Annotated in this window: 16 protein-coding genes and 2 pseudogenes; 4 read left to right on the top strand and 14 right to left on the bottom strand. The window is 62.5% G+C overall.

What is annotated here, in order from left to right:
• Nucleotides 1–23: 23 nt before the first annotated feature.
• The 6 genes from DIE12_RS30210 to DIE12_RS30185 form a co-directional block, all read right to left on the bottom strand.
• On the bottom strand, nucleotides 24–1,232 hold the full coding sequence (locus tag DIE12_RS30210; protein WP_124523445.1) for a pyridoxal-dependent decarboxylase, exosortase A system-associated: 1,209 nt from the start codon (nucleotides 1,230–1,232) through the stop codon (nucleotides 24–26).
• Nucleotides 1,229–2,848, bottom strand: a complete 1,620-nt coding sequence (locus tag DIE12_RS30205; protein WP_124523443.1) for an acyl-CoA ligase (AMP-forming), exosortase A system-associated — start codon at nucleotides 2,846–2,848, stop codon at nucleotides 1,229–1,231. Before DIE12_RS30205 ends, DIE12_RS30210 begins: the two co-directional genes overlap by 4 nt.
• A 50-nt stretch (nucleotides 2,849–2,898) precedes the next feature.
• Entirely contained in the window at nucleotides 2,899–3,846 is a 948-nt protein-coding gene (locus tag DIE12_RS30200) for a 3-oxoacyl-[acyl-carrier-protein] synthase III C-terminal domain-containing protein (RefSeq protein WP_124523441.1), read from the bottom strand.
• The gene (locus DIE12_RS30195; RefSeq protein WP_260429050.1) at nucleotides 3,843–4,742 is read right to left on the bottom strand and encodes a 3-oxoacyl-[acyl-carrier-protein] synthase III C-terminal domain-containing protein; all 900 of its coding nucleotides are present in this window, start codon (nucleotides 4,740–4,742) and stop codon (nucleotides 3,843–3,845) included. Before DIE12_RS30195 ends, DIE12_RS30200 begins: the two co-directional genes overlap by 4 nt.
• Before the next feature lie 121 nt (nucleotides 4,743–4,863).
• Complete coding sequence (locus DIE12_RS30190; RefSeq protein WP_059493792.1) at nucleotides 4,864–5,142, bottom strand: acyl carrier protein; 279 nt, start codon at nucleotides 5,140–5,142, stop codon at nucleotides 4,864–4,866.
• Nucleotides 5,143–5,174: 32 nt separating this feature from the next.
• Complete coding sequence (locus tag DIE12_RS30185) at nucleotides 5,175–6,434, bottom strand: acyl-CoA dehydrogenase family protein (protein WP_124523437.1); 1,260 nt, start codon at nucleotides 6,432–6,434, stop codon at nucleotides 5,175–5,177.
• Between the two features lie 231 nt (nucleotides 6,435–6,665).
• On the opposite strand from DIE12_RS30185, the gene DIE12_RS30180 reads away from it, so the two are divergent.
• The gene (locus DIE12_RS30180) at nucleotides 6,666–7,502 is read left to right on the top strand and encodes a FadR/GntR family transcriptional regulator (protein ID WP_124551442.1); all 837 of its coding nucleotides are present in this window, start codon (nucleotides 6,666–6,668) and stop codon (nucleotides 7,500–7,502) included.
• Nucleotides 7,503–7,543: 41 nt separating this feature from the next.
• Here the strand turns inward: DIE12_RS30180 and DIE12_RS30175 are convergent, their stop codons facing one another.
• Nucleotides 7,544–7,909, bottom strand: coding sequence for an amidase family protein (locus DIE12_RS30175; RefSeq protein WP_260429049.1), 366 nt, complete (start codon nucleotides 7,907–7,909; stop codon nucleotides 7,544–7,546).
• A 4-nt stretch (nucleotides 7,910–7,913) separates the two neighbouring features.
• Entirely contained in the window at nucleotides 7,914–8,732 is an 819-nt protein-coding gene (locus DIE12_RS30170; RefSeq protein ID WP_124524082.1) for a DUF932 domain-containing protein, read from the bottom strand.
• A gap of 1,298 nt (nucleotides 8,733–10,030) precedes the next feature.
• Here DIE12_RS30170 and DIE12_RS30165 point away from each other — a divergent pair.
• The 3 genes and pseudogenes from DIE12_RS30165 to DIE12_RS30155 form a co-directional block, all read left to right on the top strand.
• Complete coding sequence (locus DIE12_RS30165) at nucleotides 10,031–10,276, top strand: AbrB/MazE/SpoVT family DNA-binding domain-containing protein (RefSeq protein WP_124489703.1); 246 nt, start codon at nucleotides 10,031–10,033, stop codon at nucleotides 10,274–10,276.
• Nucleotides 10,273–10,671, top strand: a complete 399-nt coding sequence (locus DIE12_RS30160; RefSeq protein ID WP_124489704.1) for a PIN domain-containing protein — start codon at nucleotides 10,273–10,275, stop codon at nucleotides 10,669–10,671. Before DIE12_RS30165 ends, DIE12_RS30160 begins: the two co-directional genes overlap by 4 nt.
• 36 nt (nucleotides 10,672–10,707) lie before the next feature.
• Nucleotides 10,708–11,103 (top strand): annotated as a pseudogene (locus DIE12_RS30155) (MFS transporter); the annotation flags it as partial.
• A gap of 249 nt (nucleotides 11,104–11,352) precedes the next feature.
• Here the strand turns inward: DIE12_RS30155 and DIE12_RS30150 are convergent.
• The 6 genes and pseudogenes from DIE12_RS30150 to DIE12_RS30125 all read right to left on the bottom strand — a co-directional run.
• The gene (locus DIE12_RS30150) at nucleotides 11,353–12,456 is read right to left on the bottom strand and encodes a porin (RefSeq protein ID WP_124524080.1); all 1,104 of its coding nucleotides are present in this window, start codon (nucleotides 12,454–12,456) and stop codon (nucleotides 11,353–11,355) included.
• A gap of 350 nt (nucleotides 12,457–12,806) precedes the next feature.
• Entirely contained in the window at nucleotides 12,807–13,838 is a 1,032-nt protein-coding gene (locus DIE12_RS30145) for a hypothetical protein (protein ID WP_124524078.1), read from the bottom strand.
• Between the two features lie 62 nt (nucleotides 13,839–13,900).
• A complete protein-coding gene (gene zwf / locus DIE12_RS30140; protein WP_124524076.1) occupies nucleotides 13,901–15,373 on the bottom strand; it encodes a glucose-6-phosphate dehydrogenase in 1,473 nt (490 codons plus the stop codon).
• A complete protein-coding gene (locus DIE12_RS30135; RefSeq protein WP_124524074.1) occupies nucleotides 15,370–16,302 on the bottom strand; it encodes a carbohydrate kinase in 933 nt (310 codons plus the stop codon). The genes zwf and DIE12_RS30135 overlap by 4 nt, the downstream gene beginning before the upstream one ends.
• A gap of 16 nt (nucleotides 16,303–16,318) precedes the next feature.
• Entirely contained in the window at nucleotides 16,319–17,917 is a 1,599-nt protein-coding gene (gene pgi / locus DIE12_RS30130; RefSeq protein ID WP_124524072.1) for a glucose-6-phosphate isomerase, read from the bottom strand.
• A gap of 33 nt (nucleotides 17,918–17,950) precedes the next feature.
• A pseudogene (locus DIE12_RS30125) lies at nucleotides 17,951–18,067 on the bottom strand (ABC transporter); the annotation flags it as partial.

Raw genomic sequence — 18,067 nt, 5'->3', positions numbered from 1 at the left:
TCCTCCACAAAGGACGAGGGTGGTCAGACGAGCATCTCGATCGCATCAGGGTGGCCGAGAAAGTCCCTAGGGCTGGCCGAGCGTCCATACGCACCTGATTGGAAGACGACCACAAAGTCCCCAATGCGAGCCTCGGGAAGCAGCACGTCGTCGGCGATCCGGTCGAGCGGCGTGCACAGGCATCCGACGATGTGGCAACGCTCCGTAGGGGCTTGTGTTTGGCGATTCCCGATGGCGACCGGAAAATTGCGGCGCAGGATCTGCCCGAAGTTTCCCGATGCAGCTAGATGGTGGTGCAGGCCGCCATCGGTGATCAAGAATGTTCGGTCTCGGGATACCTTGCGATCGATCACTCGGCAGACATAGATGCCGGCTTCCCCGACCAAATATCGCCCAAATTCCAAGATCGCGCGCGTGTCCGGTAAGCGACCGCGGAATACGCCGAGCCAATCGTGCATGGCATCGGTGACCGCAGCGAGGTCAAGTGGTGTTTCCCCCGCGAAATAGGGGATGCCGAAACCGCCTCCGAAGTTCACGTATTGCGGCGCGACTGGCAGGCCGCCGGCCAATCTCACGGCGAGATCCGCGCTCTTGCGTTGAGCTTCGATGACGGTCGGGGCATGTAGACACTGGGACCCCCAGAAAATATGAAAGCCGGCCAGTGCCACTTCCCTTGCATCGAGCTCGCGCAGTAGCTCGGGCACCTGCCCCGCATCGAGCCCAAAAGGGGTGGCCCCCCCACCCATGCGCATGCCGCTGTGATCGACGCGAAAGTCCGGGTTGACTCGAATGGCGACCTTGGGCTGCACGCCGAGCTCCCAGCCGAGCGCAGTCACGAGGTGCAGCTGCGTGGTCGATTCGAGGTGAATGTTGACACCGCTTGCGACGGCGCGACGTAAGTCGTCGCGGCTCTTGCCAGGCCCGGCGAAGCCGATCAGTTCTGCGGGCATGCCGGCATTCAGCGCAAGTGCCATCTCATTGGCCGATGCCACGTCGAACCCATCCATCTGTGGCGCAAGGTGATGGACTACCGCGGGCATCGGGTTCGCCTTAATCGAGTAATGCAGGTCGATACCGGCTGGCAGCATATCGCGCAGCGTGCATACACGCTCGTCGAGCGTTGCGCGATCATAGGCGAAGAACGGCGTACGCCCTGCACGATCGGCCAGGCGATTGATCCCGACGCCGCCGATGGTGAGGACGCCGTTGTGCTCCCCAAACAGCCCGTTCACGACTGCCTCACTTCGGAGGCGGCGTCAGAGCTCGAGAAGGCGGCGCGCAATGCGGCCCGATCGAATTTCCCGTTGGGGTTGCGCGGAACTGTCTCGCGGACCACGATGCGCTGCGGCACCATGTAGCGCGGCAGATGTTCCACACACCAGGCCTGAAGCGTTTGAGCATCGAAGCACGTGGCGACCGGCACAACCAACAGGACGATCGCTTCCCCAAGTTCATCGTCAGGGATTCCGAAGGCAACCGCCTCCATGACAAGGCCACTGTCGTGAACGACTTCTTCGATCTCTTCCGGGCTGATGCGATAACCAGAACTCTTGATTTGGGCGTCGTTGCGTGCGACGAAGTACAGGAATCCTTCTGCATCGCGCCGTACCAGATCGCCTGACCAGACAGCACGATCCCGCGGCGCGCCACCGGGTTTCAGCTCGGGCGAAGGTCGATAGCGCTGGGCTGTCCGCGTCGCGTCATTCCAATAACCGAGCGTGACGCAGGCTCCGACATGGACGAGTTCTCCGGTTTCGTCCGGCCCGCAAGGCGAGCCATCATCGCGCACGACCAGAATTCGGGCGTTAGGTACGGCTTTCCCAATGGAATCGGGGCGGTGGTCCACCTCTGAGGGATCGAGAAAAGTGGACCGAAATGCCTCGGTCAGGCCATACATCAAATAGGGTTTGGCCTGCGGAAACAATGCCCGGAGTTGCTGCAAGACGGGCGCCGGAAGTCGGCCGCCAGTATTCGCGAAGTAGCGTAGCGTCCGGCGTGCCGTTTCAGGCCAAGCCGCACGGACCAGTTGCATCCACAAGGGCGGTACGCCCGTGATCGCCGTAATGCGTTCGCTCGCGCAGGCATCGATGACGTCTTGCGGTGCCAGATAGTTGATGAGCACGGCGGTGGCTCCCGACGCCCAAGTCGATGTGAGCTGACTCAGGCCAGCATCGAAACTGAGCGGCAGGGCGGCGAGGATTCGATCGGATGAGACGTTGTTCAGATAGTGAGCAACGCTCCAGGCACCTTCGAGCAGGTTGCGGTGGCTCAGCATCACGCCTTTCGGCAATCCGGTCGAGCCTGATGTGTAGAGAATGGCAGCCAGATCCGTGTCGACATTGGCCGACGCCGGTGATTGTGGCGGATTGTCACCATCGCGTTCCGTGCGATCTCCGCTTGCGGACTCGGGCCAGCTTTGAACGTGCGTTGTTGTTCGGAGGTGTCGGCTTACGGAGCCGGCATCGTCCACGATAATCGTGTAGGAAACGCCGGTAAGACCATGTTCGTCAAGGACCCGCGCGCGCAGCGCGCTGGTAATCAGGCAATCGGCACTGGAGTCGAGCAGGATGTGAGCGACCTGCTGGGGTTTGAGGAGCGGATTGATGGGAACGAACACGCATTGCGCCGCGGCGGCACCCAGCATCGACACGACCGTCTCGACACGTTTGTCCAGATAAATCGCAATGCGCGCGCCGGCCGTGAACCCAAGTGCGTGGAGGGCGTCGCCCATACCGCGCGCGCGCAGAGCCAGATCTTGGTAGCTTATGCGGGCGGAACCGCAGACGAGCGCTTCCACATCAGGTGTGCGGCTTGCAGCCGCTTCCACGAGGTCGAGTATGTTTCTCATGGCGGTATCCGGATCGAATGTCGAGCGTTGAAAGGAAATCGATGGGCTGATCAGTGGCGGACCACCATTGCACCAAAGCACCCTGCTAGGCCACATGAGAACAGCAGCGAGTAACCGCCCGGTTCCCGGTTCGAACATGTCTGGAAGTTAATGAAGGGATCGGCGCCAAAGACGTGGCCGATCGGCGCGAAGTTCGCCGTGAAGAGCCGCTCGCGAGGGATGGCTAGCATTGCCATCAGCCTGGACCAGCCCGGAAGATTGGCGTGGTGAGGCAGTACGTGCGTAATCTCGCGTGTCGTAATGCCCGCTTGCTGAATGGCGGCACGCATGGTCGTGAACGCAGACCAGTAGTATCGATCGTCGGGAACCGGCTGCAGATCCTCGTCCGTACCGCGGAAGGATCGTCCGTCCGTATACAAGTGCAAGCCCGCGATCGCGTTTAGGTGACCGCCTCGTTCTAGCAGCAGCGCACAGGCACCGTCGCTATGGAGCGCAAGATCCTGGATTGCTCGCAGCCGATCGCAGTGGGAACCGATCACGTCGGCGCAGACCACAATCGCGCGCCGGATGGTGAGTTGTCGCGAGGCGAGTGCCTGCAACACACGGATCGCGGCCATTGGTGAGACGCAGTGCTGTTGCATTATTGAAAATGCCAGCGCACGGTTCAGATTCATTTGGGACTGGATCTGTTGCGTAGTACTCGCGGGTGGTGCGATAACGCTGGTCTGAATCGTGTGCGTGTACACGAACGCATCGATCGTTTCGGGTGCTGTTCTGGTGTTGCGCAGCAGGGACGATATAGCGTCGACGGCAAGTGTCACGGGCGATTCGCCAACTGCGTCGTGGAACTGCGTTACGCCGTTTTCGATCAGTGCACGCGCACGAGTCGACGGCTGACCACAGCGCTCCGCCCAGCGATACGCATCCACAGTCCGATCTGGCAGGCTGAACGCGATGCCAGATAGAGAAAGGGAGCCGGCTTGTTGCGACGCAATCATGATCGACCTCGACGAAATTCAAGGAGCGCGCAACCGGCTTGCCCTTGGAAACCGGCAGACCAAACGAGGGCATGTTGCCCCTCGTTAGGGTTGATCGATTGCAGCAGCGCGTCGAGTCGCGCGGGCGTGTCGGCTGCGCAGAAATGGCCGGGCGCGTCCATGCATATGTGGCAGGCACGTTCGGGCCGCAATCCACAGCGCGTGTGGATTTCGTGAGCCAAATGAGTGTCGATTGGCGCCGGAAGTACCCAGTCGACATTGCCAGGTTGAAAACCCGCGCTTGCGCACGTCTCGCCAATGACATCCGTGAGGGTCGATGTGTAGATGGGTTCGCGCTCGCTTGCCAGGGGGGGGATTCCTGACGTCCGTACCGTGAGCCCGCGTACCCGCCATCCGGGGCTGGGGTGTCTCGCGATCAGGACGGCAGCGGCCCCGTCGCCCATGTCGACCAGTGCACCCATCCGACGTGAGAATGGCCGGCGCCAGCGCTCCGCGGCGACAATCACGACGGTATTCAGTCGGATGTCAGCGGCCATCATCGCCACGGCAATTTCCAACGCCATCAGAAACGACACGCCTTGAAGCTGGCCGACCGCTAGCGGTGCTCGGCTTGATCCAAGTTCGCTGTGGAGACGGCAGGCGCACGACAATGCCAGATCATGCTCGAAGCTCGTTGTGCATACGATGATTTGATCGAGTGTGAGCGCCTCGACCTGAGCTGACGAGTCAAGCAGCGTTCGCGCAGTGGCAAGTGCCATGTCGGACAATGTCTGGTCGGATTCCGCAGCGACCCGGTTTTCAGTAGCCCGTGATGCTTGCGGCAACGGAATACCGGCCACGCCGAATGGGGCACCACCGTCGCGCCACCGCAGCGTATCGGCATACACTGCTTGCATCACGTCCTCTCGTGCGGACCCACCGGAAACCATGAATGGTTCGGAATGTGCATCGGCCGGGACATCGTGCTGTGGGATATATCGCGCCGTGGCGACAATGCGCGGTTCGGCGCCAGTGAAGTTAGTCGAAGGACGCATGGGATTCGACGAAAGAGACGAGATTGCCGAAGCGCAGGAACAGATCGGCGGATAGATCCTCGGGGGCCAGCGTGAAACCGAAGCGCTGTTCGAGTTGCAGCAGCAAGTCCGTCATATTCATCGAATCCACACCGACATCGAAGAGGTTGGTGTCGTCTACGATGAGTTCGGTGCTCAGGGTGCTGCTAAGTACCGATAGCAAGCAAGCTTTCACTGTCTCGGACACGCTGGCGGAGCTGGGGGAAACGGGATGGGTTGCCATGAACGATCTCCAGTGCGAAGTTTCGGATGGGTTCAGGATGGGTGCGCTTCTGTAGAGCGGTGCGGCGCGGGAGAGATGACCTCCCAGGGAAGAGAAGCCGAGCGGAGTGTGGAGCGAGCAATCATGAGTCGCTGCAGGTCCCCGGTACCTTCCATGATGTCGAAGGCCTTTGCATCGCGATAGCTTTGCTCAAGCGACGGAAAGGCAGCGATACCATCAAGGCCGGCGAGTTCGATTGCAGCTCGGGTGATGCGGGCGGCTACTTGTGACGCGTACGCCTTGGCCATTGACGCGTCCTCCGAAGTGGCCATTCCTTGATCTGTTTTCCACGCGGCGTGTCGGCAGAGCAACTGGGCTGTAGTGATTTGCCGATCGATATCGAGCAGAGCGTCGTTCACGTCGGCAGTGCGATGGCGTTGATTCACAGGATGTCCGCCTGCGTCGAAGTAGGCCGCGAGATCGTCGCGTACTCGTTGACATGCGCCGACCATGACCGCGGAAAGTAGAGGGCGGAAGTAGTCCCATGCGTGTTGTGCGCCCGAAAACGCGTCGTTGAGAGGCTTTTCGTCACCGCGTCTGAGAAGTGCGTCGTCGGGTACTTCGCAGTCGTTGTAGGAGAGAACCGCGAGTTGACTGGCGCGCAGCCCCGCCATTTGCTCGACGCGATCGACGGAGAAACCCGGGGTATTGCGATCGACATGGAATGCTCGAACACCGAAGCGACCAGCGTGCCGATTGATGGTGGCGAACGTGATGACATCGTCCGCGCGTGCGCCATTGGTGATGAAGCACTTGGTGCCGTTCAGCACCCAGCCGCGCGCCGTCTTGCGAGCGGTGGTCCGCATTGCGGTCGCATCCGAGCCGCAGTCGGGTTCCGTAATGGCAAACGCACCCCAGCGCGGGGTGTCGCTGCGAAATCGTTCGAAGAAGCGGGTCTGTTGCTCGCCGCTGCCGAGTGCGAGGACGGGCGGCATTGCGAGGCCGGGGCCGGGCAGCGCGAGTGCTAGTGCCGCGTCTGCATATCCGAGATATTCCATCAGTGTGGTGCGCGACATCAGGGATTGCACGTCCACGCAACCTCCATACGCGGCCGGAACGAGATTCAAGTTCAGCACAGGTACGTCCGAGGGTGGACAAACTGCGTCTGGAATCTGCCGAGTCCGGTCGGCTTCCGGGCCGTGCAAACGCATGCGTGCAGCAAGCTGATCCAGTTCCAGCCCGTCGGCCGAGAGCTTGGCCTGGATGGTCGCAAGCGTGGATTGCATCTGAGACGACTTCACCGACCGTGACATGAGGGATTTCTCCTGGTGGCTACCGACATTGAGTGACCGACATGCAGGGAATTGATGGGTACTCGGCGTATGGTGTTCGGATTGCAGCGTAGGTCCTGGTCACTATCCCGGCTACTCCTAACCTTGGGAGGGAGGCTTGCATGGAACCGGAAATTTGTCCGTATCGGGCGCGGATGCCCGATAATGGCGCCGGAATACAGCAGTGAATGGCCAACGACGGACGTGACCGATATGGCAGGGCGAAAACCGACAACCGAAAAGAAGATGTCGCCGGCGCAGCCGGATAAGCGAGGCTCGCGCGCAATCAAGCGCGGCGACCAAGTGGCCGAGCAGATCAAGCGTTGGATTAACGACGGGCAGGCACGGCCAGGAAAGCGCTTGAACAAGGAGGCCGAGCTTCAGCAGATGTTCAACGTCAGCCGCGGCTCGATGCGCGATGCGCTCAAGGCGCTGGAGATGCAAGGGCTCGTGAGCCTGAGTACCGGGCCGGATGGCGGGGCGACGATTACGCGCGTGCCACTGGCTCGAGCATTCCAGTCGCTGCAGAACTATCTGTTTTTCGAGAGCGTCACGCTCGAGGACATTTATGCGGTACGCCGCACGCTGGAACCTATGGTGGCGGCGGGTGCGGTTCCCCATCTGAGCGACGCGGACTTCGATGCGCTCGAGCGCAGTGTGTCCGTCTGCGAGCCGTTCGAGGCACGTCACGCCGAGGCGCTCGACCAGCGACACGAGGATATCCATTTCCACGATGTACTGGCTGCTGCGCATCCGAATGCGTTTCTGCGCAGCCTGTGCCTGATCATCAATCAGATGCTGCACACGCTCGTGATCGTGGCGGGAAACGTGACGCAGCAGGACTATCAGGCATTCGGGCGGCACACGGTTGCCGCGCACCGCGCGATACTGGACGCCGCGCGACGCCGGGATGCCGACGCGGTCGCGCAGCTCATGACCGAGCACATGGACGAAGCGTATGCGCAGCTGCGCACAGTGCACGCTGCGCTGCAGCAGAAGCTGGTGCTGGATTCGGAGTTGGACCTGAGCTCCGATCGTGACCCTGGCTAAAGCATCCAGGTGAGATCCAGTCCACTTCTGCTCCTAGCTCGTTAGGCAGGCGTTGCTCCGGCCGCAGCGGCGGAGAGCTCGCGTGTCAGCTCACCGAACGGGGGGCGCCCAAACGTGCGTTCGAGCAGATGGCTCGCCCACAACACCAATGCATCGGCATGGCGACTGCCTACTATCTGGATGCCGACGGGCAAGCGCGTGGCGGTCATACCGGCATAGAGGCTTGCCGCCGGCAGTCCCAGCTGATTGCACCAAGCCGTGAAATGCGGAAACGACGCTTCGTTCAAACTCACTTCGGTAAGTGAGGGGGCCACGTCGGGATACACCGGGCAGATGAGGAGATCGTGCCGCTCGAAAAACGCATTGACGGCGGCGCCCAGCTCTCCCCGTTCGATCAGCGCGCCCAATAGCTCACCCCGCGAGATACCGTTGCCGGCTTGCGCGTATGAGCTTCACGTTCTGGTCGATGCCGGTGATGGGGCGCGTGGACATGGAGCGGCCCGAGCGTGAGCGTCCGTGCAGCCCACCCTTCGTAAGGTTTTCCTGCACGCGGTTGAAGACGGTCCAAAGGTCTTCTCGGCGATCCTCGAAGCGGCGCGGGGCGAGCAGTTGGCTGTCGGTGATCGGGGCGGGTGCCTCGGCGCCACTCGGGTCATAGCGCAGCGCGAGGGCGGAGCGGGCGAACGCATGTTGTTCGTCGCGATCGAGCGTCACAGCGCGCATGCCGTCCTTCTGCTCGCGGATCAAGTCGAAGCCGTCGAGCACGTCGAACGCGCCGTTGATCACGTTCTGAACGATGTTGCCTTTGTGCTGCACGCGGATATCGGCGATGTTGTCGCCGGCGACCATGCCGTTTTGGCACACAAACCGGAATGTGCCTGCGAGCATCTGATAACTGCTCGTGCCATCGTGCGAGTTCAACAGCACGATTTCATCGGCTTCCTCGCCGGTGATCTGATCGGCATGGCGCAGCCGCAGCATGTGCTTGGTGGATTCGCGCTTACCCTCATCGCGCACGCGGGTCTGGCAGATCATGAACGGCTGAAAGCCTTCGTTGCGGAGGCCGCGCAGCACTTCGATGGTGGGAATGTAGGTGTAGCGCGCGGAGCGGCTTTCGTGCTTGCCGTCCGCGAAGATGGAGGGAGCAACGCGGCGAATCTGATCGTCCGAGAGGGGTGAGTCAGCGCGCAGCATTGGGGAGCCGTAATGGAAAGAGGAAGCGAGTTGCATGGCAATCTCCACAGTCAAGGTTGAAGACCTGAACCGGGCGAAGGGATGTGACTTGCCGTTGCGGCTGAACACCTCCCGGTGGAACTCGGGGTTGGCTTTGCTGCCGCCAGGCTCCCGGGTTCCCGCCCGTGCGACTGGAGGAGCCGATAGCGGGCAGGCGTCAAGGAAAAAGGCGAGGGAGGGGTGCGGGCAACACGGTCCCTCGCCCCTTGATGCCTGCCCGCTATCGGCTACGGTCGCGGGTCAAGGGCGGGAACCTGGGAGTCGGGTGCATGCCATGCCTCGGGTGACCGGGCATGAGGCGCCGCGTAGAAGCTAACGAAGTTGCCAGCTGCGCCTGGGGTTGATGCCCGATAGGGCCGAAACGCGGTACGCGGCTCGACGCGCAGCGCGAAAGCCCGGTCCCGACGCGTAAGCGTCAGGAGGCGTCTGGTTGACCTGGGAATGTTGTGCGCCGGATGTAACAGCGCAACCGGATGGTGGGGAAAGTCGAGCGGACGCAGTGGGGACACCAGTGCCTTTACGCATCGATCGCTGGTGGTCGTCATAAACGAACGCGGCGAGATTTGGTCACCGCGGCACCTCTCTCGACAAGCCAAAGACGCGGTTGCGACGCTCGATCCCGATCGACGGCGTGATTTTTATCCGCGGTTCCGCGCGATCGCCGGCCTGCCGGACGAATGGCTATCTCGGCACAACGAGCTACCGAATTACGGAGAGTTATATAGAATATTCATGAAACGCCTATCGCCCGAATAGGGCAGTGGCAGGCTCACTCCTCAATCGAACCCGCTTGAGCAGGGCGGGTTTCCGCAGGTGGAAATCCAGCTTCGAGATGCCGCCGCGAGGGAGCTTGTTTGCGCTGCTCGATCGACGCTTCCACCTTTTTGCGCCGGACTACAGTTGTGACGGTATCGAGGACCGCGTTCGAACAAGCCTGACGGTATCAGCGACGGTATCGCGCTAACGAATCGTCCGGAGACACCGGTGTCTGTGATTTTTGAAACAAGAGCGGGCTTGGGTTCTCCGGTGCTGTTCGACGAAAGCTGTTAAGTGCTGGGCGGGATTTTCGGTATCGCTGACGGTGTCGACGCCGCATGACTGCGCGGAAACGCCGCTCCCACAAGGCTCCAGCCACTGGATTGACAATCGAGTGGGATGTATTTGGCGATAGTCCGGACAATTTGCTCGGGATTGTGTCGTTGGAACTCGATGTTCTCGTGGCAGCGCGATGCGTCCGTGGCTCCCTTGCTTTTCGACTCTCCTTACCATAAAGTAAGGAATAAGGGGGTATCGTTATGACTACGGCAACCATCACGTCAAAGGGTCAGGTCACAATTCCGGTAGACGTAAGAAATCAACTTGGCCTGGAGGCCGGTGACCGGATCGAATTCAGCTTCAACGAGGCGACAGGCCGGTATGAGGTCTATCCGGCAACGCGCTCGCTCGTAGCGCTCAAGGGCGTTGTGAAGAAGCCTGCGAAACCGGTGTCGATTGATGACATGAATCGGGCCATCGCTGAGCAGGGGGCGTCGGCGCGATGATCGGACTGGATACAAACGTGCTGGTCCGCTACTTCGCGCAAGACGACGAGGTTCAGGCGAAGAAGGCGACGCTACTGATGGAGTCCCTGTCGGCCGAGAGGCCGGGGTACGTTTCGCAGGTTGCATTGGTCGAGGTCGTGTGGGTACTCGGGCGCTGCTACGGCGTCGAACGAGAGCAGATGAAGGACATCATCGACTCGATGATCGGCACCAAAGAACTGATTATCGAAAGTGCTGACACGGTACGAAAGGCACTTCGCGTTTTCGCGGCATCCGCAAAGGCGGATTTCGCTGACTGCCTGATCGAGCGTTCTGGGCATGTAGCGGAGTGCGAGTACACGGCTACTTTCGACGTGCTGGCCTCCAAGGTTGCAGGGATGCAGTTGATCAAGTAATCGTGGCGCCGGCCGATCCACTGAAAAAGGAAATGATACTGGCGCGTGCTGCTGCTCTCCTATCTGGTGTTGCCGGTGCGCGGCGCGCTTGCCGCGATGCTGATGAGCGAGGCGGGCGTCTGGCCGGTGCAAGTGCTCGACGGTATCGGTGCCGGCCTGCAAAGCGTCGTCGTGCCGGCGCTCGTCGTGCGCCTGCTGCACGGTTCCGGCCGCGTGAACGTCGGGCAGGGCGCCGTCGCGACCGCGCAGGGTATCGGCGCGGCGCTCAGTCCGGCGCTGGGCGGCGTGCTCGCACAGCACTTCGGTTATCCGACCGCATTCGTCGTGCTGGGCGCCGTGTCGACGGGCTCGCTCGTGCTCTGGCTCGGCCATGCGCGCTCGCTGAGCGGCGTGTGCGGCAAGCCGGGCGATCTGTCGGCCACGTCGTCGTGAACGTGCTTTCCCTCTTCATGCCATTTCCAGCCTGCCCGTGTATTCCGTTTCGCTTGCATGGCTGATTTCCGCGTCGCCCCGGCGGGTGGCGTCATGCGTCCGGTCGGCTGGCCCGGCGCGCATTCGGATCGATTCCAGGCTTGGCATTCTGTCGATGCGTGCGGTGCGATGGCCTGACGGCGCATCGCACCCGGACGCGGTGCCAGAAGCGGCAGGGCATGGCGCTTCCAACCCGTGTGCGAGATCGAATCAGAACAAATGCTGGATGCCCGCATAGACACCCGTCTGGCTATGCCCGGGTGTCGGATTGTCGTTGTAGCCGCCGCCGGCGATCGGGCCGCCGGCACCCGCCGCGTTCGACTCCAGACCGAAGTTCGCGTTCTTGCTGTTGCGAACGGTAGCAATCTGCATGTCGAAGAGCGTGCGCTTCGAGATGTTGTACGTGCCGCCCACCGTATAGATGTTGGCGTTGCCGCCGCCGTGGTTTGCGTTGACGTGATAGACGGCACCGGTCAAGGCCGCAGCCGGTGTCGCCTGCCACGTGACGCCGCCCCAGACCTGCTGCGTCGACGTAATCCCGTTGTTGGCGGTCGGCGCGCCGTTCGCGTGCGAGGCCTGATAGGCCGCCTGCAGCTTGAACTGGCCGAGGAATACGTTCACGCCCGCGAAGTACTCCCGGGAATAGTTGAACACGTCCGAGAACTTGCCGTTGACGTCGCGCGCCTCGTCGTAGATGCCGCGCACCTGGAAGTACGAATTCGTGTAGGTCAGTTGCAGGCCGTCGGCACGACCTTGTGCGGTCGTGCCGTTACCATTCCAGCTGGTTGCGTTCGACAGCGAATACTGGCCGTACACGTCGAAACCGTAGAAGCTCGGCGACTGGTACGAAATGTTGTTGCTCGTCTTGTTCCAGTTGCGCCCGCGCACGAGCGAACCGGACGACCAGGATGTCTGGCCGAGCGGATCGAAGTCCCACAACCCGTTCGAAATCGAGAGCTCGCGGCCGAGCAGTAGCGTGCCGTAAGCGTCGTTGGAAAAACCGACCGTTGCCCAGCGATCCCAGATGGAGCCGGTGCCGCCGAGGCTGCCGTTCATCGCATTGAACGAGCCTTCGAGGTGGAAGACCGCCTTGTTTCCACCGCCGAGATCCTCGGAGCCCTTCAAGCCCCACAGGCTGGTGCCCCAGTCGCCGCTTTCGGCACGCCAGCGGCTCGTCGTGCCGCCATTGCCGTTGGCAATGCCGCTCAGGTACTCGATGCCGGCGTCGAGGCGGCCGTAGAGCGTGACACTGCTTTGTGCGTGGGCGACGATGCCTGCGGACATCAACGTGGCGGTGAGTATTGCTTTTTTCATAATTGTCTCCAAACCTGTCAGAAAGAAAAAACGTGTTACTGCGGCACAACAGACCCGGTCAGTTCTTTTATTGAATAAATTAAGTAAAACGAAATTATCTGTCGTGAAAAACGGATCGAGTATCAACAGGGAAAGTGAAATGTTCTTCGCTTGCGGCATGTCCAGCCGGGCAAGCTGGACGAAGAGATCTCCTTGGTCGGTATTAATGTTGGGCGAAACTACGGGCGAGTAACGTAGTACAACTATTCATATATGAAATGCTGGACCGTCCGATGCTCATGAAGCCGGGCTTGGGCCGGCGCCCCTTGCCGACGATCCGGAGCGCGATCAGTCCGATCCACAATGCACGCCTAACGTGCGGCGAGCACCTCGAATCGGTAAGCGATTTCAGTTTGCGTGCCAGGGTTCAATGCAAGTGCCGTCCGGACCCCGCGGGAATTGATCGGATTGGCCGCGAGCGAAGCCGCACGGCCAAGCTCGAATGCACTCGCGACCGGCTCGATGCCCACGCAGAGGTTGCGGCTGTTCCACGGCGCGTACGCACGTCCGCGGTTGCTGATCCACAACAGCAGTGACGGCAGCGCATCGGCATCCCAGGTCAGGCGATAGCGTGTGCCGGCGACGGCGTCGGTCATCGTGACGGAACCGTCGATTCCGCAGAGCTGCAGGATTTCTTCCGTGGGCTGCGCGAGCGGTAGCTGGTCGAATGCACCGAAGCCGCCCTCGCCAAGCGGTACGCGCTCGAGTGTTTCGAACGTCGCGCCGGCAAGCGCGCTCGATACGCGCGGTTCCGGACCTGCCGGGTGCACCATGCCGAAACGGTACGTGCCGGGCTCGATTCGGAATGCGCCGGTGAGCGTCGGCAGCGCGAGATTCGGGTGCAGACCGATGGGGCAGCGAGCCGACTTGCGCGCTTCGATACGGAGAACGATGTCGAAGGCAGCGCGAGCCGGATCGGCGCGCACGATGCGAGTCAGTCGTGCGATCGACGATGTCTCGGGGTACGCGATTTCAATTTCGATCTCGTGTGCGGTTTGCCTCACGAGTGACCACACGCCGGTACAGCCGTAACCATGCTGAAGGTCGTCGCTGGTGTCGAGTGCGACGTCATCCGGGACGATCGGCGTTGCGGCGGCTTTCCGCCAGCCGGGGGGCAGTCGGTCGGGAGAGTAGGGAACACCGAATGGCACGCACGGGAATTCGCTTCGCATGACGCCCAGCAGCCCGGCGGGTTGCGGCTCGGCCTGGCCGATCCACGGCGCTTCGTAAAACGGACGGATCGTGCGGCCGCCTTGCTGTAATGCAACGCCGCCGAGCATACCCCCTGCTGCATGGAGATCGAACGCGCCGTGCGCCCATTTGAGATGCCAGACTGTATTCATTGCTTCGTCACGTGTAGTCGGAGAGAACGCTTCTACGATAGGAAGAGGCATGCCGGAGCGGATCAGTTCTCTTCCTCGCTCCAGCAGGTGCCGTATCTCGCCAGCAACGCGCTGGCCTGCGCAGGCCCCCAGTTTCCGGCCGAATAGGGTTTGGGCGCCGTTTTCAGGTCGAGAATCGGCGCGACCCAACGCCATGCGGCTTCCTGCTCGTCGCGACGCACGAACAGCGCGAGCCGGCCGGCGATCACGTCGAGCAACAGGCGCTGATACGCCTCCATCCGGTCTTGCTGAAAGAAGCGGTCGAACGCGAGATCGAGGTAGACGCCTTGCAAGGTCATGCCGAGCCCCGGCCGCTTCGCGAGCGTGCTCAGGCGAATCGATTCGTCCGGTTGCAGCTGAATCGTCAACCGGTTCGAGCCTGCCAGCAGCGCCGTTGGACCGAGCGTCGAATGCGGCGGGCGCTTGAACGTGACGACGATTTCAGCCACGCGTCGCGCCAGCCGCTTGCCGGTGCGCAGAAAGAACGGCACGCCGGCCCAGCGCCAGTTCTCGACCTCGGCCTTGAGCGCGACGAACGTCTCGGTCGGACTGTCGGCCCGGATCCCGGATTCGTCGAGGTAACCCGGTACCGACTCTCCGCGGACCACCCCCGCGCGATACTGTCCGCGCACGACGCTCTGATGCAAGGCTTCCTCGGTGAGCGGCTTGAGCGCGCGCAGCACGCGCAGCTTCTCGTCGCGCACGGCGTCGGCTTCCATCGACTGAGGCGGTTCCATGGCGACGATCGCAAGCAACTGCAGCAGATGGTTCTGCACCATGTCGCGCAGCGCGCCGGTCTGGTCGTAAAAGCCGCCGCGCCCGCCGACGCCGAGTTCCTCGGCAACCGTGATCTGAATGTTGTCGATCCATTCGCGGCGCCACAGAGGCTCGAACATCACGTTGGCGAACCGCAGCGCGAACAGGTTTTGCACGGCTTCCTTGCCGAGGTAATGATCGATCCGGTAGATCTGCTCTTCGGAAAAAATCTGGCCGACCGCATCGTTGATCGCCGTCGACGACGCGAGATCGTAGCCCAACGGTTTTTCGAGCACGATTCGCGAGGTCGGCGGGGCGAGCCCTGCCTGCGCGAGCGCGCGGCAAATCGGCACGAACAGCGATGGCCCGGTTGCCAGATAGAAGATCTGGCGCGACGACGCCGGCGAGAGCGCGTCGGCCAGACGCGAGAACGTGCCGGCCTGGCTTGCGTCGAGCGCCACGTACGAGAGCCGCTCGCGGAAGCCGCGCCACGCGCTTTCATCGAACCGGGCCTGCGTCAGATGCGGTCGCACCGACACGTCGACCCAGTCGAGGTAGCCGGCGGTATCGAGTTCGTTCTGCGCAACCGCGATGATGCGTCCCGCGGGGGCGAGCAGGCCATCGCGGTGAGCGGAGTAGAGCGCCGGCAGGATCTTGCGCATCGCGAGATCGCCGGTGCCGCCGAACAGCACGAATTCGAACGGAGCCTGGGTATCGGAGAACGGGAGGTGCGCATTCATGGAGTTTCGCTCGTGGCTGCGTTGGCCGATTCGATCAGCGCATGTACTTCGGCCGCCGTCGGCGCATAGGCGCCGGCGTGCGACGCGACGAGCGCCGCACAGGCGGCGGCGAACCGAAGATGTTCCGTCGCGGGCGCGTCCGGGCGCGCCAGCAGGCTCGCCATCCAGCTGCCGACGCACGCGTCGCCGCAGCCGACCGTGTCGGCGACCGTGACCTTGAAGCCCGGCTGAACCAGCGTTTCATCACCGGCGAAGAGTTCCATGCCGGCCGCGCCGCGCGTGACGAGCACCGCAGCCTGCGGCGCCCACGCACGGATTTGCGCGAGTGCGGCTGCCTCGTCGAATTCCGGGAACAGGCCGGCGAGATCCTCGTCGGACACCTTGATGTAGTCCGATAGACCGATCATCGTGCGCAAGGTGTCGCGGTACGACGGGTCGGCCATCGGCGCGCGAAAGTTGGGATCGAACGAAATCCGCTTGCCGGCGGCGCGCGCCGCGAGCGCAATGTCGATCAGACGCGAGGCGAGGGGCTCGCGCACCAGGCCGAGACAGCCGAAATGAATGATCTCGGCGGCGTCGAGCCAGTCCGAAGGCAACGCGGCGGGATCGAACGCGAGGTCGGCGCTGTTCTCGCCGATGAAGAAATATTTCGGCGGCCGCGTCTCGACCACCATCGCAAGCAGCGGCGGGCGGTCGACCTGCTGCGTGAAGCGCATGTCGAGGCCGGCTTCGGCGCTCTTTTGCATGAGCTCGTCGCCGAATATGTCGGCGCTCACGGCACCGGCAAAGCCGGTCGGCGTGCCGAGGCGCGCGCCGACGCGCGCGACGTTCCAGCATGCGCCGCCGGCAACGCTGTGCCAGCGGTTCGTGTCGTCTCGAATGAAATCGGTCAGGGCTTCGCCGAAGATGACCAGTCGCGGTAGCTTCATGATGGGATTCGGGAGATCAGGCCGCAGCGTGGCGCCGCGTCTTGAAGCGGTTGATCAGTTGGTTGGTCGAGCCGTCGTGCGAGTGAATCTGCGCGGGGGTGAGCAACTCGCCCTCGATCGCAACCGCGAGCTTTTTGCCGAGTTCGACGCCCCATTGATCGAACGAATTGATCCGCCATACCACGCCTTGTACGAATACCTTGTGTTCGTACAACGCGATCAGCGCGCCGAGGGATGCCGGATCGAGCGTGTCCAGGCAGATCGTGTTCGTGGGCCGGTCGCCTTCGAAATTGCGATGCGGTTCGGTCGTCGAGCGCGATCCGTTCATCAAGGCCTCCGACTGCGCGAAACAGTTTGCGACGAGGACGGCATGGTGATGATCGAACGCGTGATGCGGCCGCATGCACACGATGAAGTCGGTCGGGATGATCGCGGTACCCTGGTGCAGGAGCTGGAAGAACGCGTGTTGCCCGTTCGTACCCGGTTCGCCCCAGATGACCGGGCCGGTGGCGTAATCGACGCGCTCGCCGCCGAGCGTCACCGATTTGCCGTTGCTTTCCATGTCGAGCTGCTGCAGGTATGCGGGCAACCGGTGCAGATAGTTGTCGTATGGCGCGATCAGCTGGCTCGTCGTACCGAGGAAGTTCTGATGCCAGATGCCGATCAGGGCGAGCAGGACGGGCAGGTTGCGGGCCAGCGGCGCTTGCGCGAAGTGACGGTCCATCGCGTGCGCGCCGTCGAGCAGTTGCTCGAACGCGTCCATGCCGGCCATGATCGCGATCGGCAACCCGATGGCGGACCACAACGAGTAGCGTCCGCCCACCCAGTCCCAGAACGCGAACATGTTGCCGGTATCGATGCCGAATTCCGCAACGGCCGTGGCATTCGTCGAAACGGCGACGAAGTGGCGGGCGATCGCCGAGTCCGGCGCACCGCTGTCGAGCAGCCAGGCGCGGGCGGTATGGGCGTTCAGGAGCGTCTCGCGGGTCGTGAACGTCTTCGACGACACGATGAACAGCGTCGTCTCCGGGTTCACGCGCTTGAGCACTTCGGCGATGTCGGCTGCATCCACGTTCGACACGAAATGCATCGTCAACCGTTCGTGCGCGTAAGGCTTGAGCGCCTCGCACACCATCTTCGGCCCCAGGTCCGAGCCGCCGATGCCGATGTTGACGATGTCGGTGATCTCGCGGCCCGTGTGGCCGCGCCACTCACCGGAGCGAACCGCGTGGGAGAAGCGCCGCATCCGGGCCAGCACGTCGCTGACCTGCCGCGACACGTCGACGTCGTCGACGATACGCGGCGTACCCGAACGATCGCGCAACGCGACGTGCAGCACCGCGCGATTCTCCGTGCGGTTGATGCGCTCGCCGGCGAACATCGCGTCGCGATACGCATCGACGCCCGCGTCCTGGGCGAGGGCGACCAGCAGGGCGATGGTTTCGTCGTCGACGGGGTTCTTCGAGTAGTCGACGAAGAGCCCGGCCGCCTCGAGGCTGAAGCGCGATGCGCGTGCCGGGTCGCGGTCGAATCGTGCGCGAATCGAGACGCCGGACAACGCGTCCCGATGGCTGGCGAGCGCGCGCCACGCGCGCGTTTGGGTCAGTGAGGTCATGGTCGTGTCAGGCCTGGGATGCGTTGGGACGGGTCAGTGCGAGCTCCAGCCTTTGTAAGCCTTCACGTTGTCGCGCGTGACGAGCGTCGGCTCGATCAGGATCATCGGGTTGGCCGGCTTCTGGCCGTTCATGATCCCGTAGCCGACGTT

The organism is Burkholderia sp. Bp9015 (assembly GCF_003853505.1).
Classification (GTDB): domain Bacteria; phylum Pseudomonadota; class Gammaproteobacteria; order Burkholderiales; family Burkholderiaceae; genus Burkholderia.
The sequence above is the reverse complement of the archived record's forward strand: the minus strand, read 5'-3'. Positions and strand labels throughout refer to the sequence as shown.